The following is a 22584-nucleotide window of genomic DNA, read 5'->3' on the forward strand; positions in this document are numbered from 1 at the left end:
CTCAGGCTCGCCGCCTCTTCCACGGGGTGAGGACGTACTGGACGGCGACCAGCAGCGCGTCGGCGACCACGGCGAGGAGGAGGGTGAGGGCCACTCCCACGATCACCGGGGTGGGGAAGTTGCGCTGGAAGCCGTCGGTGAAGAGCTGGCCCAGGCCGCCGTCGCCGATGTAGGTGGCGACCGAGACCAGGGAGATCGACATGACCGTCGCGATCCGGACGCCCGCCATGATCACGGGGAGCGCGAGGGGGAACTCGACGGTGAGGAGCGTGCGCAGGGGGCGTGTGCCCATCGCCTTCGCGGCCTCCTTCGTCTTCACGGGGACCGCGTCCAGGCCCTCGACCGTGTTCCGGAGCAGGACGACCAGGGTGTAGATCGTCAGGCCGATGACGGTCGTGGTGCGGGTCAGGCCGCTGACCGGGAGCAGGAGCACGAAGACCGCGATGGACGGGATCGTGAACAGGACGTTCGACGCGCCGAGCAGAAAGCCGCGCAGGGGGCGGACCCGGTGGGCGATCACCGCGAGCGGGAGCGAGATCAGCAGGCCGAGGAGGACGGCGGTCAGGGCGGCCTGGAGGTGGGAGATCGTGAGGGTGGTGAGGTCGTCGGTATGGCCGGATATCCACGACCAGTCGATGGTCATGCGGCCACGCCCGTCTCGGAGCGGGCTTCCGCGTGGGCCTGGCCCGCGTGCGCGTGGATGTCGTCGCGGGAGGAGACGCCGGTGAGGGTCCCGGCCGCGTCGACCCGGGCGATCAGGCCGGTGGGGGAGGCGACGGACTCGTTGAGTGCCGACAGCAGGGAATCGTCGTCCTTGAGCGGCCGTACGGGGATCTCGGCGCCCTTCGACGTCCAGTGCAGCGGCTTGCGCGCCTCGTCGAGTACGAGGGTCCAGGTGCCGCCCTCGGGGGCCGGGCCCTGCGGGACGTCCGCGAGGGTCTTGAGCGAGAGCAGCTTCAGGCCGCGTTCGGCGCCGAGGAAGTCCGCGACGAAGTCGTCGGCCGGGCGGGCCAGCAGCTCGGTGGGCGTGGCGCACTGCACCAGGTGACCGCCGGTGCGGAAGATCGCGATCTGGTCGCCGAGCCGTACCGCCTCGTCGATGTCGTGGGTGACGAAGACAATGGTCTTGCTCAACTCCTTCTGGAGGCGGAGCAGTTCGTCCTGGAGCTGGGTGCGCACGACCGGGTCGACCGCGCCGAACGGCTCGTCCATGAGCAGCACCGGAGGGTCGGCGGCGAGGGCGCGGGCGACTCCGACGCGCTGCTGCTGGCCGCCGGAGAGCTGGTGCGGGTAGCGGCGGCCGGACTCGGAGGTGAGGCCGACGGTCTCGAGGAGCTCGGCCGCGCGGGCGCGGGCCCTGCGGCGGCCGTGGCCGAGCAGCAGCGGAACGGTGGCGATGTTGTCGAGCACCGTACGGTGCGGGAAGAGCCCCGACTGCTGGATGACGTACCCGATGGAGCGGCGCAGCTCGGCGGCGTCCTGCCGCTGGACGTCCTTGCCGCCGACGCGGATGGTGCCGGAGGTCGGCTCGACCATCCGGTTGACCATCCGCAGCGTGGTCGTCTTGCCGCAACCGGAGGACCCGACGAGGACGGTCACTCCGCCTTCCGGCATCTGGAGCGTGAGGTCGTGGACTGCTGTGGTGCCGTTGGGGAAGCGCTTGTGGATCGCGTCGAACTGGATCATGAGTTGTCCCTTGCCCGGCTGTATAACGTCATGCAGAGTTCTTGGTGTGTGAATAGGTTGTCAACGCCTTGGTGTTAATCCGAGGTAACGGATGACCGGTAAGCAAGATCGAATGTCCTTGTTGAGGAGGGTTTGGGCTTGATGTCGTCTCGGATCGTGGACGCACCGCGGATAGCGGGCTCTGCTCTTGCCGTCCTCGACGGGGTCGGCCTCGGCGTCACCGACGTCGTGCGCCTCGCCGACGGGGCCGCGCGGCCGGTCCCGGGGAGCGAGGGGATGCGGCGCGTCGAGGAGTCCTGGGACGCCGCCCGCCGCATCGCCGCGACCGGCCGCGTCTACGGCCGCTCCACCGGCGTCGGCGCCAACCGGAACGAGGACGTGCCCACCGAGGCGGCCGCCGAGCACGGTCTGCGCCTGCTGCGCAGTCATGCCGGTGCCATCGGCGAGGAGTTGCCCGCCCGGCAGGTACGCGCGATGCTCGCCGTCCGCGCCAACCAGCTGCTGGCCGGCGGCGCGGGGCTCAGGCCCACCGTCGTCACGGCCCTGTGCGAGGCGCTGGAGAGCGGGGCGTACCCGGTCGTGAACGAGTTCGGCTCGGTCGGTACCGGCGACATCGCCGCCCTCGCCCAGGCCGCCCTCGCGCTGGCCGGCGAGCACCCCTGGCGGGGGCCGGGCGCCCCCGAGCCCCAGCCGCTCGACAACAACGACGCGCTGGCCTTCATCAGCAGCAACGCCCTCACCCTCGGCCAGTCCGCCCTCGCCCTGCACGAACTGCGCGGGCTCCTGGAGGCCACCCAGGTCGTCGGCGCCCTCTCCCTGCTCGCCGTCGACGGCTCCCACGAGGCGTACGCGGCCCCCGTGCACGCCGCCCGCCCGCACCGCGGCTCCAGCGAAGTCGCCCGCCGGATGCGGGAGTTGATCGGCGCCGCCGACCGGCCGACCCCGCCGCTCGGCCGCCTCCAGGACCCCTACGGCTTCCGCTGCCTGCCCCAGATCCACGGCCCGGCCCACGACGCGGCCGACGCCCTGGAGGAGGTCCTCGCGATCGAGATCAACGCGGCGGCGGAGAACCCGCTGATCTGCCCCGAGGACCTGGCCGCCTACCACCACGGCGGCTTCTACCAGGCTCAACTCGCCCTCGCCCTGGACCACTTCCGGCTGGCCATGACCCAGGCGGCCCGCCTGTCGACCTCCCGCCTGTCCACGCTCAACGAGCCCGCCTTCACCCGGCTCAGGCCCTTCCTCGCCGACCAGGAACCCGCCTCCTCCGGCGTGATGATCCTGGAGTACTCCGCCGGGGCCGCCCTCGGCGACCTGCGGGCCTTCTCGGCGCCCGCGTCGCTCGGCCACGCTGTACTCTCCCGAGGCGTCGAGGAACAGGCCAGCTTCGCCTCGCTCGCCGCACGTCAGACGCTGCGCGCGTGCGGCGCGTACCGTCTCGTCGTCGGCTGCGAACTCGTCGCCGCCGTACGGGCGCTGCGCCAGCGCGACGTCCGGCCCGACCCGGAGCTCGGGGTGGGCCGTGCGCTGGAGCTCGCCGAGTCGGTGCTCGACGAGGACCCGGTCGACCGGCCGCTCACGGGTGACGTGACGACGGCGGCCGCACTGCTCGACCGGTTCACGGACATCTGGAGGGGGAGCGAGTCATGAGCGCGGACGGGAGTGCGGGCGTGAGTGCGAGCATGGCGGACAAGAGCGCGGGCGAGAGCGCGAGCGCGGCGGTTCGCGGCGCGGGTGTGCCGGACAGTCCTGCCGCGCGGCTGCAGGCGCTCTTCGAGGGGCACCGGCTGACGCCGACCCAGCGGCGCATCGCGCACAGCATGGTGCGGCGGGCCGCCGACGTGCCGTTCCTGTCCAGCGTGGAACTGGCCGAACTGGCCGGGGTCAGCCAGCCGTCGGTGACCCGTTTCGCGGTCGCCCTCGGCTTCGACGGCTACCCGGCCCTGCGCAAGCACCTGCGCGAGGTCGCGCCCGCCGAACCGGCGGCGGACTCGGCGTCGTACAACGAGTACCAGCAGGCCGTCGAGGCCGAGATCGAGAACCTGCGGCACCTGGCGGAGGTGCTGGCCGACCCGCGGCCCGTGCAGAAGGCCGGGCGGCTGCTCGCGGCCTCGCGCCCCCTTCCCGTCCTCGGGCTGCGGGCCGCTGCCTCACAGGCGTACGGCTTCGCCTACTTCGCCGCCAAGGTCCATCCGGACGTACGGCTGCTCAACGAGGGCGGCACGATGATCCACGACCGGATCGACTCCGCCGTACGGGCCGGCGCCACGACCCTGCTGTGCTTCGCGCTGCCCCGGCATCCGCGTGAGGTCGTGGACACGCTGACGTATGCGAAGGAGGCCGGGCTGACGGTGGTGACGGTCGCCGACTCCGCCTTCGCGCCGGTCGCCAAGGCCTCCGACCTGCTGCTGCCGGCCGCCGTCGGCACGGGGCTCGCCTTCGACACCGCCTGTGCCCCGATGCTGCTGGGCCGGGTCCTGCTGGAGGCGATGTGCGACGACCTGCCGGACGCCCAGGCCCGGCTGGAGGAGTTCGACGCGAGGGCGGCGGCGCGCGGGCTGTTCGTCGAGTGAAGTCGGGTGAATTTCGCGTGCTCTAAGACTCGTCTCACGTTCGCTCGCTAATCTGCGCGACCAGGAATGGCTGTCAGGAAGCGCAGTCAGGAATCGCAGTGCTGTGAGGCGACAAGGAGGCGGAACGTGGCACGCGGGGATCGCAGAGCTCATGGCCTGGCTCGGGTGGCTGTCGTCGTACGCGCCGGAGCCGCGCCGATGTGGTGGCTCGGGGTGTTCGCGGCGGGCATCGGGGTTCTGGTGCCGGGCATCACGGGGCGGCGGATCGGGGTGATGGCCGGGGCCGCGCTGTTCATCGTCGCGACCGCGGCGGTGGCGTACTGGCGCCGCAGGCGCTACACCGACCTCGCCCGCTCGGCCGCCCGCGCGAGCAAACATGATGTGCTCCAGGACCGTGCGGTCAGCGCGCGCAACTGGCGGCGGGGACACCGCTGGTGGCTACTGCTCGCCTTCCTGGCCGCGCTGGGCAGCGCGTTCGCGGTGCCCGCCGCGGGCGGCATGCTGCTCGCCGGCTGCGGTGCCGGCCTGCGGCTGAAGGCCGCCTGGCTCGGGCGGCGCGAGCGGGCCGAGGACGCGCTGCTGTGGGTGCGTGTCGACTGGCTCGCCGCGAACGGCGGCCGTCCGGCAGGCAAGGCGGTCAAGGCCTACCGCAGCACGGGCATCGCGGCGGGCGACGCGGCCCCGGGTGGGGCACGCCGCCGCATCGCGGCCCTGGTCTAGGGCTGTCCGGCGGATCAGGTCGCAGGAAATCGGCGGCGACCCACTAACGCAGGTGAGCGGGGTCTGGTGCGTCCAGCTGCAAGGCGGAGGAGGGCGGCGACGCGATGGGGGTCCCCCCGCGCGAGTGCATTCGAGCGTGGGGGAGTCGGCAACCGACGACAACGCCGCAGATGGACGTGCCAGACCCCGCGTCTGCGGCATGATCCGCAGGACAGGCCCTAGCCGTCAGACCTGGTCCGGCCGTCAGACCTCCAGCTCCTCCTCGATCCTTCGGAGTTGGTGGCGGGCCATCGCCAGGTTGGACCTCTTCGCGTCGAGGACCAGATAGAGGAAGAGTCCGTTGCCGCCCCGGCCGCGGATCAGGCGGATCAGGTGGTACTGGTCGGACAGCGTGATCAGGATGTCCTCGATCTGGCTCTTGAGCCCGAGGTGCTCAATGGTGCGCATCTTGGCGCGGACCACATCGGTGTTGCCGGCGGCGGCGACGTTGAGGTCGAAGCTCTTGCCGCCGCCCATCGTGCCCAGCGCCATGCCGCTGGTGTAGTCGACGAGTGCGACGCCGGTGGCGCCCTCGATGGAGGCGAGCGCCTCTTTCAGCGCGGTTTCGGTGTTGGCCATGACTGTTCCCTCGGTTCCTCTCAGCTTTCGGTGGTGGTGCGCGCCACCGTGGGTGCGGTGGGCGCTTCGGTGGGCGCTTCGGTGGGAGGGGTGGGGGCGCGGGTGCGGGTCTCGGTGGGTTTGGAGCGGGAGGCGCGGGGGGTTCTGGCGCGGGGTGCGGTGGGCCTGGCGGTCGCCTTCGCCGCGGACTTCGCTTGGGACTTGGCCGGAGACTTGTCCGGGGGCTTGGCCGGGGGCTTGGCCGGGGGCTTGGCCGGGGGTGCCGTGGCGGCGTCGACGAGTTCCGCGATGCGGGCGGCCGCCCGGCGGCCCTCCAGATCGAGGCGGCCGACGTTGACGGGGTCTTGGGCGAGCAGGGTCAGGACGGCGACAGGGCCCGCCGCGTACGTCGCCGCACAGCCGTACACGCCGCGTACCAGCAGATCGCGGAAGTCCCCCTGGCCGGTGGCCTCCGCCAACTGTGCGGCGAGGCCGCGTGCGGTCGTGGTGAGCGCGGCCAGGTTCTCCGGGTCGATGCCGGGGGTGTCCTGGGCGAGGACGAGACCGTCGGCGCAGGCCACGAGGGCGCCGGTGAGCTGGGGCACGCGGGCTCTGAGCCGGCGTAACTCCTCGAGGATGTCGCTCTCCGCTGCCATCAGGTCTCTCCTCTCGGCGCGGGTCCACTGCCGCTGCCGCCGCTCAAAGGGCCTCCAGCGCATCCCTGAGCCTCTTCAGCAACGTGATGTGGGGATCGGTGAACTCGGGCGGCAGCGCTTCGAGCGCGTCGAGCCCTTCTCCGGTGACTCCATCGGGTGGTTCGGTGCGGGCCTGCGGGCGGGGCGCGACGACTCCGGCCGCCGCCAGCCGCCGTAGGTCCACCAGCGTGTGGAACGCCGGGCGGCCCAGGTCCCGGGCGATCTCCGTCGCCGTGCGGACGCCGTTCAGCCGGGCCAGGACCGCCCGTTGGCGTGCGGTGGGCGCCGGGAGCGCCAACCGGTCCGCCCGGGTGAGCGGTGCGTGGTCCGTGGCCGGATCGGGCCAGATGCCGTGCAGCAGGTCGCGGCGGCGCAGCGTCTCGCGCTCCAGGGCGGCCACTGGCACCGGGCACGCACAGCCGGGTCCGGCCTCGCCGCCGTAGCGGAAGCGGCCCGGGGCGCTGCTGGGGGCGAGGACGAAGTACGCCGCGTCGTACAGCGCGGTGAGCCGGCACAGCTCCAGCGCTCCCGGAGTGAGGTGTCCGCCGTCGACCAGGTGGTGGCCGGCGCGGTGCCGGTCGCCGGTCTCGGCCACCGCCTCCCGCCAGGCCTCGGCGTCCAGCGTGCCGCGGGCGGTGAGCAGGACGTCGAGGCCGGGTGCGGAGGGGCTCTCGGCGTGCACCACCCGGCCCTCGGCGAGGTGGAGCGTGCCGCGCTCCCGGATCAGGACGCCGGTGGCGTGCTCGGCGGCGAGCCGGGTCAGCATCGGCGAGACGCCGCCCCAGCCCCGATCCTGGGCCGCCGCCTTGTTCCGCACGGGCAGCCGGGGCGGCGGAGGGGTCCGTACGGCGGTCATCCCAGCACCAGCCGTCCGGCCATCTCGCCGAGCCTGATGCGGGCCAGCGCGAGGTTGCCCTCCGCGCGGGCCAGCCACAGGTGCAGGCACACGCTGCTGTCGAAGGACGTCCGCACGAACCGCAGCACGTGGTAGCTGTCCCGGTTGGTGATGATCAGGTCCTCGACGGGTGGATCGGCGCCGTCTTCTTCGGTGCCGTCCCCGTCGGGTTCGGGCGCGAAGGCGTGCTGCTCGGCGGCGAGCCGGGCGAGCTCGGCGGCCTCCACCGCGGCCGTCTCCCGGTCGCCGCCCGGGGACTCCCCGACGATGCCCAGGGCCAGTCCGCTCGTCCAGTCGACCAGTGCGGCGCCCCGGGCACCGGGCAGTCGCATGGCTTCCAGCAGGCACTCGTCGATTCCGGGCACCGTGGCTCCCCTCCCGCCTGGAGTTCGGCTGAGTGACCCCGAAACTACGCACCGTGTGGGAGAGGGGTGAGGCTTCTGGCATTTTCCAGTGGAACATGCGGCAGATGGCTAAGGTGGGTCAACTGGCCTGGTTTTCCGGGCAAGTTGATCGGTGGATGCCCCGGCGTGCGTCAACGACCCCCGGACGTGCGCAGGGTGGTGAGCGCGGCCGCGTGCGCCCCTCCCGACTCGGCCACGATCTCCTCGACGCTCTGCGGCTCGCGTACGGTCGCGAAGGCGATGCCTCCGGCCCCGTCCGGGGTGAAGCCGTAGATCCCGGGCCGGGCGAGGGAGTTGTAGGCGTAGTGGTGCGCGAAGTAGTACGCGCCCGTGTCGAGCGCCGCCGCGTAGTCGCCCTGCTCCAGCAACGGCAGCGCGCGGCCCGTCGCCAGCAGGTCGCCCGCGAAGCACGCCGGACCGGCGACGTCCTGCACCACTTCGGGCCCCTCCTTCGGCCGCCCCTTGCCGTCGTACGCGGCGATCCTGAGCGGCCACGCCCCCGGCGCGTACACCGTCCGGGTCGCCACCTGCACGCCCGCGTGCGTGACCGCGACCGGTCGTCCGCCGGCGCTCTTGGCGTACTCGACGCGGGCCACCACCGTGCCGTGCTTGGCCAGCAGCGACCGCCCGAACTCCGTCACCAGCCCGTACCGCCCGTCGAACAGCCCCGGCACCGCCTCGCGCAGCACGCGCGCGTAGTCCCCGTACGTCGGTGTCGTCGCGTCCGACGTGAAGTTCACCGGCAGTCCGCCGCCGATGTCGATCGTGTCGATCTGCGGCCGCCCGATCCGCCGGTTGATCTCCTCGGCGAGCCCGTACGTCTCCGCCACGCCCTCGGCCATCAGCGACAGCGGGATGCCCTGCGAGCCGGTGTGCGCGTGCAGCCGGGTCAGCCAGGGGCGCACGGCATACGCCCGGACCACCCACTCGCGCGCCCCCTCGTCCCGCAGCGCCACCCCGAACTTCGAGGTCGCCGTGGCGGTGGACAGCGCCTCGATGGAGCCACCGCCGACCTGCGGGTTCACCCGCATCCCGATGGGGGAGCGGCTGACCGCCGACCGCATCAGCCCGTCGATGCGGTCCAGCTCCTGCGGATTGTCCGCGTTGACGGCGATCCCGAGCGCCAGCGCCTCCCGCAGTTCGGCCGGTGTCTTGGCGGGTGAGTCCAGCACCGTCCGGCCCGGCGGCAGCCCCGCCGCCCGGGCCAGCGCCAGCTCTCCCGGGCTCGCCACCTCGGCGCCGATCCCCTCCTCCCGCAGCAGCCGCAGCACCGGCACCAGCGGGGTCGCCTTCACCGCGAAGGCGTGCAGCACGGGCGTGCCGGGCGCGGTGACCGCGTCGAAGGCCGCCCGCAGAGCCGCCGCCGACTCCTGGATGCCGGTGACGTCGAGCAGGCCGACGACGGGGGTGGTCGGCCCGAGCAGCCCCTGCTCGACCGCGGCCCGCACCGCCTCGTCCCGCCGGCCCGCCCGCGCGGCGTCGGAGCGGCTCTCGTGATCGCTCTCGTGATCGTCGTTGACGTTGCCCACAACATCCCCCGTCATGTCGGTGCCTGCCTCCATGCGTCCAGCGAAACACAGCGCCGGGCCCGGGCCGACGGGCCGGTGTATTGACTAGTTCTATTCAGGACGTCAGGATGTGAATATCGGCAGTAACAGTCCACTGGGAGCAATCCGCATAGGAGGCAGACCGTGTCAGGACCCCGCCCCGTACGAGCGCCGCGCGGCACGGAACTGAGCGCCCTGGGATGGCAGCAGGAAGCCGCCCTGCGGATGCTGCAGAACAACCTCGACCCGGAGGTCGCCGAACACCCGGACAAGCTCGTCGTCTACGGCGGGACGGGCAAGGCCGCCCGCGACTGGCGCTCCTTCGACGCGATGGTGCGCACGCTCAGGACGTTGAAGCGGGACGAGACCATGCTCGTCCAGTCCGGCCGCCCCGTCGGCGTCATGCAGACCCACGAGTGGGCGCCGCGCGTGCTCATCGCCAACTCCAACCTCGTCGGCGACTGGGCCAACTGGGAGGAGTTCCGCCGGCTGGAACAGCTGGGGCTGACCATGTACGGGCAGATGACCGCCGGCTCCTGGATCTACATCGGCACCCAGGGCATCCTCCAGGGCACCTACGAGACCTTCGCCGCCGTCGCCGCGAAGAAGTTCGGCGGCACGCTGGCCGGGACGATCACCCTGACCGCCGGCCTCGGCGGCATGGGCGGTGCCCAGCCCCTCGCCGTGACCATGAACGACGGTGTCGTGATCTGTGTCGACTGCGACCCGCGGGCGATCGATCGGCGCATCGAGCACCGCTACCTGGACGTGAAGGCCGACTCGCTCGACCACGCCCTCCAACTGGCGGTGGAGGCGCGGGATCAGCGCAAGGCACTCTCCATCGGCGTCCTCGGCAACGCCGCCGAGCTCGTCCCGCAGCTGCTGGCCATGGGCGCCCCCATCGACATCGTCACCGACCAGACCTCGGCGCACGATCCGCTGGCGTACCTGCCGCTGGGAGTCGGCTTCGACGACATGGCGTCCTACGCGGCCAAGGACCCGGCGGGCTTCACCACCCGTGCGCGCGAGTCCATGGCCCGGCACGTCGAGGCGATGGTCGGCTTCATGGAAGCCGGCGCGGAGGTCTTCGACTACGGCAACTCGATCCGGGGCGAGGCCCGGCTCGCCGGGTACGAGCGGGCGTTCGCCTTCCCGGGCTTCGTGCCCGCGTACATCCGGCCGCTGTTCTGCGAGGGCAAGGGCCCCTTCCGGTGGGCGGCGCTGTCGGGCGAGGCGTCGGACATCGCCAAGACCGACAAGGCGATCCTGGAGCTGTTCCCGGAGAACGAGTCCCTGGCCCGCTGGATCAAGATGGCCGGGGAGCGGGTCCACTTCCAGGGCCTGCCCGCGCGGATCTGCTGGCTCGGCTACGGCGAGCGCGACAAGGCCGGTGAGCGGTTCAACGACATGGTGGCGAGCGGGGAGTTGGCGGCTCCGCTGGCGATCGGGCGCGACCACCTCGACTGCGGGTCGGTGGCTTCTCCCTACCGCGAGACCGAGGCGATGCTCGACGGGTCGGACGCGATCGCCGACTGGCCGCTGCTGAATGCCATGGTGAATGTGGCTTCGGGTGCGTCGTGGGTGTCCCTGCACCACGGGGGCGGTGTCGGCATGGGGCGGTCGATCCACGCGGGTCAGGTGACGGTGGCCGACGGGACGAGGCTGGGCGGCGAGAAGATCCGGCGGGTGCTGACGAATGACCCCGGGATGGGTGTCATCCGGCATGTGGACGCGGGGTACGACATCGCGGAGTCGGTCGCCGGTGAGCGGGGTGTGCGGGTTCCTATGCGCGAGGGTGACGACGCGTGATCCAGCGTGAGGGTGGGCGTGACGGCAACTCCTCGGTGAGGGCTGAAGTCTCGTCGCCGGGTGCGGGTTCGGCTGTGCCCACCCGTTCCGCCATGCGGAACGACTGCCCACAGCCTGTGCGGGGTGACGGGACACAGCCTGTGCGGGGCGACGCGGCGCTGCCAGAGGCGGCTGGTGGGTCGCGGCCTGGGGCGGCTGGTGGGTCGCGGCCTGGGGCGGCTGGTGGGGCGCAGCCTTTGTCGGATGGCTCGTCGCAGCCTGGCGTGGCCGGCGCCTCCTTTCACCAGATGTGGCGCGAGCTGCACCCCATCGGCCGGCACCCCGACTCCGGCGGCTACCGCCGCTTCGCCTGGACCGGTGCCGACGCCGAGTGCCGGGCCTGGTTCAAGGCGCAGGCCGAGGCGCGCGGCCTGACGTACGAGCTCGACCGGAACGGGAACCAGTGGGCCTGGCTCGGGGATCCCGCCGCCGGGGACGCCGTCGTCACCGGGTCGCATCTCGACTCCGTGCCCGATGGCGGGGCCTTCGACGGGCCCCTCGGGGTCGTGTCCTCCTTTGCCGCGCTCGATGAACTCCGCGCTCGCCGAGCCACGTTCACTAAGCCCCTCGCCCTCGTCAACTTCGGCGACGAAGAGGGAGCCCGGTTCGGGCTCGCCTGCGTCGGGTCGCGGCTCACCTCCGGGCAGCTCACCGTCGAGCAGGCGCACAAGCTGACCGACGGTGACGGGATCACGCTGCCGCAGGCCATGGAGGCCGCCGGATACGACCCGGACGCCATCGGGCCGGACCCGGAGCGGCTCGCCCGTATCGGCGCCTTCGTCGAGCTGCACGTCGAGCAGGGGCGGGCGCTCGACCTCAGCGGTGATCGCGTCGGCATCGCCAGCGCCATCTGGCCGCACGGGCGGTGGCGGTTCGACTTCCGGGGCGAGGCCAATCACGCGGGGACCACGCGGCTGGTCGACCGGCGGGACCCGATGCTGTCGTACGCCGAGACCGTGCTCGCCGCCCGCCGCGAGGCCGAACTCGCCGGTGCCGTCGCCACCTTCGGCAAGATCACTGTCGAGCCCAACGGCGTCAACGCCATCCCCTCCCTGGTCCGCGGCTGGCTCGACTCCCGTGCCCCCGACCAGAAGAGCCTCGACCTGGTGGTCGGGGGGATCGAGCAGGCCGCCCGTGAGTACGCCGCCGTGCACGGCGTGGACCTCGACGTCGTCCGCGAGTCCTTCACGCCCGTCGTCGAGTTCGACCACGCCCTGCGTGACGAACTCGCCCGCATCCTGGGCAAGGAGACCGACCTGAAGGTCCCCGTCCTCGGCACCGGTGCCGGACACGACGCCGGGATCCTCTCCGGGAGCATCCCGACCGCCATGCTGTTCGTGCGCAACCCCACGGGCGTCTCGCACTCCCCGGCCGAGTACGCGGCCGAGGACGACTGCGTGGCCGGGGTACTCGCACTCGCCGACGTACTGGAAGGGCTGGCCTGCAGGTGACCCATCCCCACACACCGACGTACTGGCTGGAGCACGCCTGGCTCGACACCCACGTCGAGCCGGGAGTGGCCGTGGACACGCAGGATGGCCGCATCGCAGCCGTCCGGACGGACGTGCCCACCCCTCCCCCCGGCGCCGAGATCCTCCGCGGGCTGACCATCCCCGGCCTGGCGAACGCCCACTCCCACGCCTTCCACCGCGCCCTGCGCGGCACCGTCCAGGTCGGCTCCGGAACCTTCTGGACCTGGCGCGAGGTCATGTACGCCACGGCGGACCGGCTGACCCCGGAGACCTACCACGCACTCGCCCGCGCGGTGTACGCCGAGATGGCGCTGGCCGGCATCACCGCCGTGGGCGAATTCCACTACGTCCACCACGCCCCCGGCGGCACCCCTTACGCCGACCCCAACGCGATGGGCGAGGCGCTCATCGACGCCGCCGCCGAAGCCGGTATCCGCATCACCCTCCTCGACACCGCCTACCTCTCCTCCGGCTTCGGGCAGCCGCCCACCACCCACCAGCTCCGCTTCTCCGACGGAAGCGCGGACGCCTGGGCGGAACGCTGTTCAGTTCTCAAGGAACGGGATCACGCGCGGATCGGGGCGGCCGTCCACTCCGTACGGGCCGTGCCCGCCGAGCAGTTGGCGACCGTGGCGCGGTGGGCCGAGGAGCGGCGGGCCCCGCTCCATGTGCACCTGTCGGAGCAGACCGCCGAGAACGACGCCTGCCGGGAGGCCCACGGGTGCACGCCCACGCGGCTGCTGGCCGAGCACGGCGTCCTCGGGTCACGCACCACCGGCGTCCACAACACGCACCTCACGGACGAGGACATCGCGCTCATCGGCCGCAGTGGGACCGGCACCTGCATGTGTCCCACCACCGAGCGCGACCTCGCCGACGGCATCGGGCCCGCGGCCGCCCTTCAGCAGGCAGGCTCCCCGCTCTCCCTCGGCTCCGACAGCCACGCCGTCATAGACCTGCTCGAAGAGGCACGCGCGATGGAGCTCAACGAGCGCCTGCGCACCCGGACCCGCGGCCACTGGACCGCCGCCGCCCTGCTGCGGGCCGCTTCCGCCGACGGACACGCGGCCCTCGGCTGGGACGACGCGGGCACCATCGAGACCGGAGCGCTCGCCGACCTCACGACGATCGCCCTCGACTCGGTCAGAACAGCGGGGCCGCTGCCCAGGCTCGGTGCCGAGACGGCCGTATTCGCCGCGACAGCAGCGGACGTACGGCACACGATCGTGGGTGGGCGGCACGTCGTACGAGACGGGGCACACGCGCTCGTCCCCGATGTGCCGCAGGCCCTCGCCCGAGCCGTGGAAGCCCTGCGCGCCTGACGACGACCGCCGAACCCCGCCGCCCCCACGAGGACACGATGAGCAGCAGCACCGTCATCACCAACATCGCCACGCTGGTCACCAACGACCCCTCCCTCGGATGGGGGTCCCCCCGCTCGAGCAAATTCGAGAGTGGGGGAGGCTCCCCCCTCGGTCTGGTCCAGGACGCGGCCGTCGTCATCGACGGCGACCGCATCGCGTGGACCGGTGAATCAAGCAAAGCACCCGCCACTGACAATCGGGTCGACGCCGGCGGCCGGGCGGTCCTCCCCGGCTTCGTCGACTCCCACTCCCACCTGGTCTTCGCAGGCGACCGGACGCAGGAGTTCAACGCCCGCATGTCCGGCCGGCCCTACAGCGCGGGCGGCATCCGTACGACGGTGGCGGCGACCCGGGCGGCCACAGACGCCGAACTGGAGGCCAACCTCACCCACTACCTCGCCGAGGCCCTCCGCCAGGGCACGACCACCTTCGAAACGAAGTCCGGCTACGGCCTGACCGTCGCCGACGAGTCCCGCGCCCTGCGCATCGCCGCCGCCCACACCGACGAGGTCACCTACCTCGGCGCCCATATCGTCTCCCCCGACTACGCCGACGACCCCGCCGCCTACGTCGCCCTCGTCACCGGCGAGATGCTCGACGCCTGCGCCCCGTACGCCCGTTGGATCGACGTCTTCTGCGAGAAGGGCGCCTTCGACGGCGACCAGGCCCGCGCGATCCTCACGGCGGGCAAGGCGAAGGGGCTGCACCCGCGCATCCACGCCAACCAGCTGTCGTACGGCCCCGGCGTGCAGCTCGCGGTCGAGCTTGATGCCGCCAGCGCCGACCACTGCACGCACCTGACGGACGCGGACGTCGACGCGCTGGCGAACAGCCGTACGGTCGCGACCCTCCTCCCCGGCGCCGAGTTCTCCACCCGCGCCGAGTGGCCGAACGCGCGGCGCCTCCTCGACGCGGGCGTCACGGTCGCCCTCTCCACGGATTGCAACCCGGGCTCGTCCTTCACCTCGTCCGTCCCGTTCTGCATCGCGCTCGCGGTACGGGACATGGGGATGACGCCGGACGAGGCGGTCTGGTCGGCCACGGCGGGCGGAGCGAGGGCCCTGCGACGGGAGGACGTCGGCCGTCTCACGCCGGGGGCGTACGCCGACCTGATCCTCCTGGACGCCCCGAGCCATGTGCATCTGGCCTACCGGCCGGGGGTGCCGCTGGTTACCGGGGTGTGGCGGCGTGGAACAGACCTGACTTCACGCCGCGTATGAGGTGAGCCAACGGGGCGGTGATGGTGGTGAGTTCGGTGTTGGGGGTTTCGCTTTCGCGGAGGTGGAGGGTGGTGGGGGACGCGGGCATTGGCAGAAGTCCAGCTTCTCCGACGGCAGTGACGGCGACGCCGCGCATCCCGGAGTCCGGTGTCCAGTCTCGGGACCGGGCCGCCGCGGTACATCATCGCGGCTTCGCCACCGGCGAAGTCATCCTGGTCGACGGGGATGACGCGCTCCCGAGCCGCCATGCATGTTGGACGACCTCGCCGACGCGAGATGACACTGAACATTCTCGAGTGGCGCGGCATCCAGATCCCGGACTCGGTACGCGAGCGGGTCCGTGCCTGCACGGACCTGAACCAGTTCGAGCTCCGGGCGCAGCGGGCGGTGCACGTGACCAACGCCGAGGACCTGTTCGCCGACGACCGTTCCTGAAGCCGCTGCCGTCCGCTAGTCGGCCCCCGCCCGCCACCGCTGATCCGCCCGCCCCACCTCTCTGACCAGGGCCACCGAGCCGTCCCCGCCCGGCGCCACCGCGTGGTCCGGGGCGATGGCCGGGCGGAGTACGCCGACCGTGTCCACCGCGAACCGCAGGTTCTGGCCGTTGCGGCCGTCGATCGAATCGCACTCCCAGATGCCGACGCCCTTGTCCACCGAGCCCCGGCTGTCCAGGCAGAAGTCGGAGTCGGCGTACGACTGGAGTACGCCGCGATCGGAGTCCACCCGCCACCGCTGGGTGGGGGAGGAGCCACAGGGGGCGGTGATGACGTCCGTGCCCAGCTCCATGTCGCCGTCGCGGATGTCCAGGCACAGGCCCGAGGCGGTGTTCACGACCTGGGCGTACGTCTCGCCCGGTGGCTTCGGCGGGGGTGGGGCGGGGGAGGTGGGCGGCTTGGAGGACGGCGCCGTCCTCGATGGGCTGGGGCTCTTCGGCGGGGGCGAACTCCTCGTCGGGGAGGGGGATTCAGACGTGGCGGACGGGGACGGCGTGGTCGAGAGCGTCGGCGTCGGCGGCGTAACCGGCGGCCGGGTCGCCGGAGTGCTCACCGAGGCCCCCGCCGACTCCCGCGCCGGTTCACCCCCCTGCGTCAGCAGGAACACCAGCAACGGCGCCAGCGCCACCCCCAGAGCCGCCGAGGCCAGCACGAGACGGCGGGACGGCGGCCAAGTCCCGGCCAGCGCCAGGACCTTGACGCCCTTGGCCGCATCCTCCTTGCTCGCCTCACGGCGCCCGTACGCCGTCCCCGCCCACGGCAGCAGCCCCTCCGCCAGCGCGGTGCGCGGGCTGTCCCGCAGGGCGGACAGCTCCTCGTACGCGGTCGTGCAGTGCGCGCAGTGCGCCATGTGGGCGTGCAGGTCCGGGCTGTCCCGGGGACTGTCCGGCCGTACCGACTCCTCGATCAGGCGGCGGAAGTCCCCGCAGCGCGGATCGTCTGAGGCGGCGAGGCGGGACCGCAGGCAGGCCTGTGCCATGGCCTGGAGGGCCTGCTGGGTGCCGTACACCACGTCCTCGCGTGTGAGGCCGAGGAAACCGGCCGTTCTGTCCGCGGATTCCCGCTCCACCACGCCGTACCAGACGAGCCCCTGGGCGCGGGACGGCAACGACTGGAACGGTCCGAGCAGGGGCGGGACCAGGCCCTCAGAGGTCGCCGTGGTCAGTGCCGTGGTCAGTGCGAGGAGCAGGCCCGCGTCCAGTCCGGCCGACCGTTCGTCGGTGGCCCAGGACGCGGACACCCGCCCGGTCAGCAGCAGGAGCCGGTGCCGCCACGGGACGCCGGGGTCGATGCCGCGGGCCGTCTCGCGGGCCGCGAGTGTGAAGGCCTGCGCGGCCAGCTGCCGTGCCGCGGACTCGCTCGTCGCGCACAGGCGGGCGTAGGCGAGGACCGACGGGCGGTGCCGGGCGCGGAGTTCCTGGAGGGCGAGGTAGGCCGTGGCCGGGTCGGCGCGCAGCAGCTCGGTGAGGCGGGCGTCGGACGCACCCGCGTAGGCGGCGCCCCTGCCGCTTCCCTTACCGCTCCCGCCCCCGCCTCCGACCTCGTCGTCGGTACCGTCGGCCCGAGCCATCCACCCGCCCTCCTCGCGAACCCGCCCCTGACGGACCGGTCAGTCTGTGACGGGTGTGCCCATAGTGGTGGACAGGGTCTCGCCAGGAAAGAGGTTCCCCGGGGTAACTATCGGCTTCCGGACACCGCACAGCGACCCGGCCCACTCCGGGCCGGGTCGCTCAGTCGCCCTCGTCGGCGTCGGCGGGCAGCTCGTCGGCGGCACCCGCCGTCACTCCTCGACAGTCAACCCCTTCCGCAGCCGCACCAGCGTCCGCGACAGCAGCCGCGACACGTGCATCTGCGAGATGCCGAGTTCGTCGCCGATCTCGGACTGGGTCATGTTGGCGACGAAGCGCAGGGAGAGGATCTTCCGGTCCCGGGACGGGAGTTCGGCGATCAGCGGCTTCAACGACTCGACGTACTCGATGCCTTCGAGCCCGTGGTCCTCGTAGCCGATGCGGTCCGCGAGGGCGCCCTCGGTGTCGTCCTCCTCCGGCTGGGCGTCCAGCGAGGAGGCGGTGTACGCGTTCGACGCGGCCATGCCCTCGACGACCTCGTCGTTGGACAGGCCCAGGCGCTCGGCGAGCTCGGTCACCGTGGGCGCCCGGTCCAGCTGCTGGGCCAGTTCGTCACCGGCCTTGGCCAGGTCGAGCCGGAGCTCCTGCAGCCGGCGCGGTACGCGCACCGACCAGGACGTGTCGCGGAAGAAGCGCTTGATCTCTCCGACGATGGTTGGCATCGCGAAGGTGGGGAACTCCACACCTCGGCTGAGTTCGAAGCGGTCGATCGCCTTGATCAGGCCGATCGTGCCGACCTGGATGATGTCCTCCATCGGCTCGCTGCGGGAGCGGAAGCGGGAGGCGGCGAATTTGACCAGGGCGAGGTTGAGTTCGACGAGCGTGTTGCGGACGTACGAGTACTCGTGGGTGCCTTCCTCCAGCGACTCCAGGCGCTCGAAGAGGGTTTTGGACAGGGCCCGTGCGTCCACCGGTCCCACCTCGTCGTACGGGGGGATCTCCGGAAGCCCGGCGAGTACGTCGTCCTGTTCGACTGTGACGTGCGTCGCGTCCTGTTCGACGTCGACGAGAATGTCGTCGCGTACGTCGGTGCGCTCGATGGGATCCAGATGTTCCGGGTGGGATGTCGACGTCGCCTCGTGGGTACGCGATGCGTCGAGCCGGGGTGACATGATGTCCTCCATCGTTCTCGGCATATGGCTGCCGAAGCCAGTTCCGTAGCACTGCGGTGTGCGGCGCCTCCAAAGCCGGCCGTGTCGGGTTACGTGTCCTACTAGCCCTACCCGCTTTCCCGAGCCCGCCGCAAGTGCATTTTGTTCGCAAATGTCCGTTTGCGTGCGATTGTTCGGGTGTCGGAGCGCGTGGGGAAGGCGTAGTGTTCGAGGGCGTCAGTCAGCAGTCACGACGTCGGGAGAGAGAGACGGCATGGACCGCGGGACGGTCGGCAGCGCACAGTCGGGCCGGCTTCTGGTTGAGGTTCGCGAAGAGGGCTCCAGTGCCGTCGTGACCCCGGCGGGTGAGTTGGATCACCACACGGCCGATTTGTTGCGTGAGCCACTCGAGGAATGCCTCGCCAAAGGATTCAGTCGACTGGTGGTCGACTGCTCGCGCCTGGAGTTCTGTGATTCCACCGGCCTGAATGTGCTGCTGGGTGCGCGACTGAAGGCCGAGGCCGCCGGAGGCGGGGTGCACCTGGCGGGGATGCAGCCCGTGGTCGCGCGCGTCTTCGAGATCACCGGGGCGGACGCGGTCTTCACCGTTCACGAGACCGTGGCAGCGGCCCTCGCCGGCGAACCGGGCGGCGTTGACGAAGCCGGCTGAGCCGGTGGATCCGGCCGCGGCCGTGCCGGCCGTTCCCCGCTCCTCCCCCTGTGACCGGCGCTTTCCGGGCGTCACGGCCTTCGTGCCGAATACAGGGGTGTTCTGCCGGTCCGGTCGGGCAGGAGACACCCGTACTGGCTGTCGTGACCGACCGGTCGCAGCGCCTGTCGAGCCGACTGCCGTACTGACCGTGTAGTGAATTTGTCGTGACTTTTTGAATCGTGAACCGGTGAATCGGTGAGGTGAAGCGCTGATGAGCACCACCCGGCCTTACCCGCCGGGCGACCGCGGCCCGGAGCCCAGCGGCGCTTCCGGGGCGTCCGAGGGGGGCGTGCCCGCGATCGGGGCGTCCGTGGAGGACGTGGCCGTGTCGTCGGGGGGACGTCAGGTCCGCAGGTTGAGCTTCGACGGCGAGAGCGGGGTCGTCCCGCTCGCCCGCGACTTCGCCCGCCAGGCGCTGTACGCGTGGGGCTGGCTGCCCGCCGCCACCGCCGACCAGCGGGCCGCCGCCGAGGACGTGCTGCTCGTCGTCTCCGAGCTGGTCACCAACGCCTGTCTGCACGCCGAAGGGCCGGACGAGCTGTGGATCGCCTGCGACAACAAGGTGATCCGCGTCGAGGTCTCCGACAAGGGCACGGGCCAGCCGGCCCCCCGCACCCCGCACCGCGCCGGCCGCCCCGGCGGCCACGGCATGTTCATCGTGCAGCGGCTCTGCCTGGACTGGGGTGTCGTACGCACCCCGGGGGTCGCCGGCAAGACGGTCTGGGCCGAGCTGGGGGCTCCGGCGTAACGCCGACCTAGGGTTACCCGCGGTTCGCGTTTTTCTCCTCACATCACCGAGTGCGCGCCGGATCGCCACACATCCGGCGCGCACTTTGTCTTCCCTCCACAAGGCCCCGGGCGTACCTTGACGGCCGATCTGATGTGCCGTCAGGAAGTCAGGAATGAGGGGACCGTGCCGTGTCGTACCCGAAACGAACCGCCGTGCTCGCCTCCGCCGCGGCCCTGGCCGGCTCGGCGGTGCTGATGGCCGCCCCCGCAGCCCACGCCGAGGTCGTCGACGTCAACTACCAGTGCAAGACCCCGATCGGCGACAAGAGCGCCGTCTCGCCCATCGACATCAAGGCCGTCAAGAGCGGCGGCGGCTACAAGGTCACCATGTCGTGGCAGAAAGGGGTCTCCTCCAGCCCGGTCGAACTCGGCAAGGGCTCGATGAACCCGAGCGCCACCATCAAGCTGGGCGGCGCCGACAGCGGCACCATGACGGTGACCGGCCCGGCCAACCAGGAGGCGATTCCCGCCGACACTCCCATCAAGATCAGCGACTTGACCGGGACGTACACCCCGAAGAAGACCGGCGAGGTCACCTTCACGGCGGGCGTGCTCACCATCAAGGCACTCGGTACGACGACCACGTGCACGCCGACGAACGACCCGGGGCCCTCGCTGACCCTCGACGTGACGGCGGCGGGCGGCGGCGGGGCGCCCCAGAGCGGCTCCGAATCGGGCAGCGACTCCGGCGCCGAACTCCCGCAGACCGGCCCCGAGGACTCCGCGATCGCCCTCGGCACACTCGGCGGAACGGTGCTGCTCGCGGGTGCGGCGGGGGCGCTGTGGCTGACGCGGAGGAATCAGGCGGCGGCGCGGGTGCGCCGCTGAACCGTTCTAGTACGACCTCTGGAGCCGCCGATGCCGCCGATGTCGTCCGCCGCCCGTGTCCTGTGTCCGTCGCTGTTGGGCCCGCTGATCTTGCTGGTCCTGCTGGGTTCCGCCACGACGGCGGTCGCCGCCGACGGGTGGTCCGCCTCGCCCTCCGGCGGCGGCCGGCCGTCCTTCTACGCCGAGGGCGCCCCGGGGAGCGTGCTTCAGGACGCGGTATCCGTGACGAACCGGAACGCCGGGCCGATCACCGTACGGCTGCGGGGCACCGGCGCCCCGATCGTCTTCACGGACCGCACGGTACGGGTCCCCGCCCGCACCCGCGCCGACGTCCCCTTCACGGTGACCGTCCCGGCCGGTGACCGCAGCGCCGAGATCGTCGCGCGCGGCCCGAACGGCGGCGTCCAGCGCGTCGGCCTCCGACTCCGCGTCACCGTCCCCGAACTGTCCGCGCTGACCGTGGAGCACGTCGCCGTCCGCGGCGACCACATCGCGTACGACCTGGTCAACCGCGGTACGACGGCCCTCGTACCGCGGCTCGCGGTGCGCGCGGACGGCCTGCTCGGCCCGGTCCTCGACCGCGCCCCGCGCACCCTCCCCCTCGAACTGCCCCCGGGCCGCCGCGTCCACCTCACCGAACCGTGGCCCGACCGGCCCGCCCTGGACGCGGTCGACGTGCGGCTGACGGTGACGGCGGCGGACGGGGCCGGCGACACGGCGGAGACCTCCGTGCGGTTCGCGCCCTGGGGCGCGGTGGCGGGGGCCGGAGGTGCGGTGGCGGCGGGCGGTTCCTTCATCGCCGTACGACGACGGAGGCGCCGTAGGGACGACGGCGCCGCGCCCGAATCCCCGCGTGTGGAAGACGAGCTGACGGGAGCGACGACGTGAGCGGCAAGGTGCGGATGCGGATTCCGGCGACGCTGGCGATGGTGCTCGCGCTGCTCCTGCTGCCCCTGGGCGGCACTGCCGTGGCGGCGGACGGGCCGAGTGTGAAGCTGTCCAAGTCGCAGGCCGGGACCGGCGGTTCCATCACCGTCACCGGCGACGGCTGGCGGGCGCGGGCGCTGCTGATGATCCTGATCTGCGGGCAGTCCGTGCCGTCGCGGGGCGTGGTCGGCGGCACCAACTCCTGTGCCAACGCGGACGGCCGGGCCGTCACCACCGACGCCGAGGGCCGTTTCAGCCGGAAGCTGCCGGTCGCCGAGCCGCCGGTGCCGTGTCCGTGCGTGGTGCACGTGGCGACGGTGACCGGGGCGAAGGCCGAGGCCGACGCGATCTTCCAGGTCGCCGGGCACGCGGTCGAACCGCTGCCCGCGGAGCCGGCCGGCGGGCGTCTGTCGGTGCTCACCGACACCCGGCTCGACGGCTCGAGCGGGCTGCTGACCTGGTTCGGGGCACCGCCCGCGCGCACCCTCGTCTTCACCGTCGGCAACGTCGGCAGCTCCGCCGTCAAGAACCCGGTGTTCCAGGTCGGCACCTCCCACGGCGTGTTCGCGCCGGAGTGGCAGGAGCAGCAGTGGCGCGGCACGATCCAGCCGGGCCGCAAGGCCCAGATCGAACTGCCGGTCGAGTTGGCGGCCGGAGCGCACGGCGACTACACCGTCTCACTGAAGTACGGCGGGAAGGTCCTCGCCGAGCAGCCCTGGGGCGTGGGGCGGCCCTGGGGCGTGACCCTGTTCTGGATCCTGGTCTGCCTGGTCGTCCCGGCCGCGGTGTTCCGCGCAGGCATGGCGGTGGTGGACCGGGTACGGCCGCGGCGCGCCGGCGGGATCCGGCATCGCGGGCTGCGGCTGCCCGAACTCGCCCTGCGTCTGCCGGGGTTGAAGACGCCCGGCGTGGCCGCTGAGCCGGAGGCCCCCTCTGCCTCGACCCTGCCGTGGTTCACCCCGGACGCCGATCCGGGCACGGCCGGTCGACTCTCCGCGCCGCACGACGACAGCCCGACGAGTCCTACGACTCCCACCAGGAAGGGTTCCACGTGAGCAAGCCAAGGAGAGTCATACCGGTCGGCACAGGGAGAA

The 22584-nt window shown here is 72.1% G+C and carries 22 protein-coding genes; 13 read left to right on the forward strand and 9 right to left on the reverse strand.

All coding sequences use genetic code 11. The annotated features are described in order from the left end of the window. Position 1: 1 nt before the first annotated feature. Positions 2–643: an ABC transporter permease gene (locus tag ABT063_RS29910; protein ID WP_351062526.1), complete on the reverse strand. Its 642-nt coding sequence runs from the start codon at positions 641–643 to the stop codon at positions 2–4. Beyond that, a complete protein-coding gene (locus ABT063_RS29915) occupies positions 640–1686 on the reverse strand; it encodes an ABC transporter ATP-binding protein (protein WP_351062528.1) in 1047 nt (348 codons plus the stop codon). Before ABT063_RS29915 ends, ABT063_RS29910 begins: the two co-directional genes overlap by 4 nt. A gap of 141 nt (positions 1687–1827) precedes the next feature. On the opposite strand from ABT063_RS29915, the gene ABT063_RS29920 reads away from it, so the two are divergent. The 3 genes from ABT063_RS29920 to ABT063_RS29930 all read left to right on the forward strand — a co-directional run bounded on the left by ABT063_RS29920 (position 1828) and on the right by ABT063_RS29930 (position 4979). Beyond that, complete coding sequence (locus ABT063_RS29920) at positions 1828–3336, forward strand: aromatic amino acid ammonia-lyase (RefSeq protein ID WP_351062530.1); 1509 nt, start codon at positions 1828–1830, stop codon at positions 3334–3336. A gap of 32 nt (positions 3337–3368) precedes the next feature. Next, positions 3369–4259 carry a MurR/RpiR family transcriptional regulator gene (locus tag ABT063_RS29925; RefSeq protein WP_351062648.1) on the forward strand — a complete coding sequence of 297 codons (891 nt, stop codon included), beginning with the start codon at positions 3369–3371 and terminating at the stop codon, positions 4257–4259. Positions 4260–4457: 198 nt separating this feature from the next. Continuing rightward, positions 4458–4979 carry a hypothetical protein gene (locus ABT063_RS29930; protein WP_502990917.1) on the forward strand — a complete coding sequence of 174 codons (522 nt, stop codon included), beginning with the start codon at positions 4458–4460 and terminating at the stop codon, positions 4977–4979. 243 nt (positions 4980–5222) lie between these two features. Here the strand turns inward: ABT063_RS29930 and ABT063_RS29935 are convergent, their stop codons facing one another. The 5 genes from ABT063_RS29935 to ABT063_RS29955 all read right to left on the reverse strand — a co-directional run bounded on the left by ABT063_RS29935 (position 5223) and on the right by ABT063_RS29955 (position 9132). Next, positions 5223–5597 carry a roadblock/LC7 domain-containing protein gene (locus ABT063_RS29935; RefSeq protein ID WP_351062532.1) on the reverse strand — a complete coding sequence of 125 codons (375 nt, stop codon included), beginning with the start codon at positions 5595–5597 and terminating at the stop codon, positions 5223–5225. 20 nt (positions 5598–5617) lie between these two features. Continuing rightward, positions 5618–6232 (reverse strand): roadblock/LC7 domain-containing protein, encoded by a 615-nt coding sequence (locus tag ABT063_RS29940; protein ID WP_351062533.1) that lies wholly within the window; start codon positions 6230–6232, stop codon positions 5618–5620. Positions 6233–6275: 43 nt separating this feature from the next. Beyond that, positions 6276–7127 (reverse strand): transcriptional regulator, encoded by an 852-nt coding sequence (locus tag ABT063_RS29945; protein ID WP_351062534.1) that lies wholly within the window; start codon positions 7125–7127, stop codon positions 6276–6278. Beyond that, a complete protein-coding gene (locus tag ABT063_RS29950; protein ID WP_351062536.1) occupies positions 7124–7531 on the reverse strand; it encodes a hypothetical protein in 408 nt (135 codons plus the stop codon). The genes ABT063_RS29945 and ABT063_RS29950 overlap by 4 nt, the downstream gene beginning before the upstream one ends. A gap of 170 nt (positions 7532–7701) precedes the next feature. Further along, on the reverse strand, positions 7702–9132 hold the full coding sequence (locus ABT063_RS29955; protein ID WP_351062537.1) for a type III PLP-dependent enzyme domain-containing protein: 1431 nt from the start codon (positions 9130–9132) through the stop codon (positions 7702–7704). Positions 9133–9261: 129 nt separating this feature from the next. On the opposite strand from ABT063_RS29955, the gene hutU reads away from it, so the two are divergent. The 5 genes from hutU to ABT063_RS29985 all read left to right on the forward strand — a co-directional run bounded on the left by hutU (position 9262) and on the right by ABT063_RS29985 (position 15456). Next, positions 9262–10926, forward strand: coding sequence for a urocanate hydratase (gene hutU / locus ABT063_RS29960; protein ID WP_351062539.1), 1665 nt, complete (start codon positions 9262–9264; stop codon positions 10924–10926). Positions 10927–11213: 287 nt separating this feature from the next. Then, positions 11214–12416, forward strand: coding sequence for an allantoate amidohydrolase (locus tag ABT063_RS29965; RefSeq protein WP_351062540.1), 1203 nt, complete (start codon positions 11214–11216; stop codon positions 12414–12416). Continuing rightward, positions 12413–13759: a formimidoylglutamate deiminase gene (locus ABT063_RS29970; RefSeq protein WP_351062542.1), complete on the forward strand. Its 1347-nt coding sequence runs from the start codon at positions 12413–12415 to the stop codon at positions 13757–13759. Before ABT063_RS29965 ends, ABT063_RS29970 begins: the two co-directional genes overlap by 4 nt. 38 nt (positions 13760–13797) lie before the next feature. Beyond that, positions 13798–15021, forward strand: coding sequence for an imidazolonepropionase (hutI, locus tag ABT063_RS29975; RefSeq protein ID WP_351062543.1), 1224 nt, complete (start codon positions 13798–13800; stop codon positions 15019–15021). 276 nt (positions 15022–15297) lie between these two features. After that, a complete protein-coding gene (locus tag ABT063_RS29985; protein ID WP_351062544.1) occupies positions 15298–15456 on the forward strand; it encodes a hypothetical protein in 159 nt (52 codons plus the stop codon). A gap of 15 nt (positions 15457–15471) precedes the next feature. Here the strand turns inward: ABT063_RS29985 and ABT063_RS29990 are convergent, their stop codons facing one another. Beyond that, positions 15472–17085 carry a ricin-type beta-trefoil lectin domain protein gene (locus ABT063_RS29990; protein ID WP_351062546.1) on the reverse strand — a complete coding sequence of 538 codons (1614 nt, stop codon included), beginning with the start codon at positions 17083–17085 and terminating at the stop codon, positions 15472–15474. Positions 17086–17295: 210 nt separating this feature from the next. Next, positions 17296–18255 (reverse strand): RNA polymerase sigma factor SigF, encoded by a 960-nt coding sequence (locus tag ABT063_RS29995; RefSeq protein WP_502990913.1) that lies wholly within the window; start codon positions 18253–18255, stop codon positions 17296–17298. A 253-nt stretch (positions 18256–18508) separates the two neighbouring features. On the opposite strand from ABT063_RS29995, the gene ABT063_RS30000 reads away from it, so the two are divergent. From ABT063_RS30000 to ABT063_RS30020, 5 genes are all read left to right on the forward strand, one after another. Beyond that, a complete protein-coding gene (locus tag ABT063_RS30000) occupies positions 18509–18904 on the forward strand; it encodes an STAS domain-containing protein (protein WP_095753537.1) in 396 nt (131 codons plus the stop codon). A gap of 253 nt (positions 18905–19157) precedes the next feature. After that, the gene (locus tag ABT063_RS30005; RefSeq protein ID WP_351062550.1) at positions 19158–19694 is read left to right on the forward strand and encodes an ATP-binding protein; all 537 of its coding nucleotides are present in this window, start codon (positions 19158–19160) and stop codon (positions 19692–19694) included. 170 nt (positions 19695–19864) lie between these two features. Next, on the forward strand, positions 19865–20563 hold the full coding sequence (locus tag ABT063_RS30010) for an LPXTG cell wall anchor domain-containing protein (RefSeq protein ID WP_351062551.1): 699 nt from the start codon (positions 19865–19867) through the stop codon (positions 20561–20563). A gap of 39 nt (positions 20564–20602) precedes the next feature. Beyond that, positions 20603–21451, forward strand: coding sequence for a hypothetical protein (locus tag ABT063_RS30015; protein ID WP_351062650.1), 849 nt, complete (start codon positions 20603–20605; stop codon positions 21449–21451). Between the two features lie 14 nt (positions 21452–21465). Beyond that, complete coding sequence (locus tag ABT063_RS30020) at positions 21466–22545, forward strand: hypothetical protein (RefSeq protein ID WP_351062652.1); 1080 nt, start codon at positions 21466–21468, stop codon at positions 22543–22545. Positions 22546–22584: the final 39 nt, after the last annotated feature.

Source organism: Streptomyces sp. NPDC002838, assembly GCF_040295365.1.
In the GTDB taxonomy this organism is placed as follows: Bacteria; Actinomycetota; Actinomycetes; order Streptomycetales; family Streptomycetaceae; genus Streptomyces.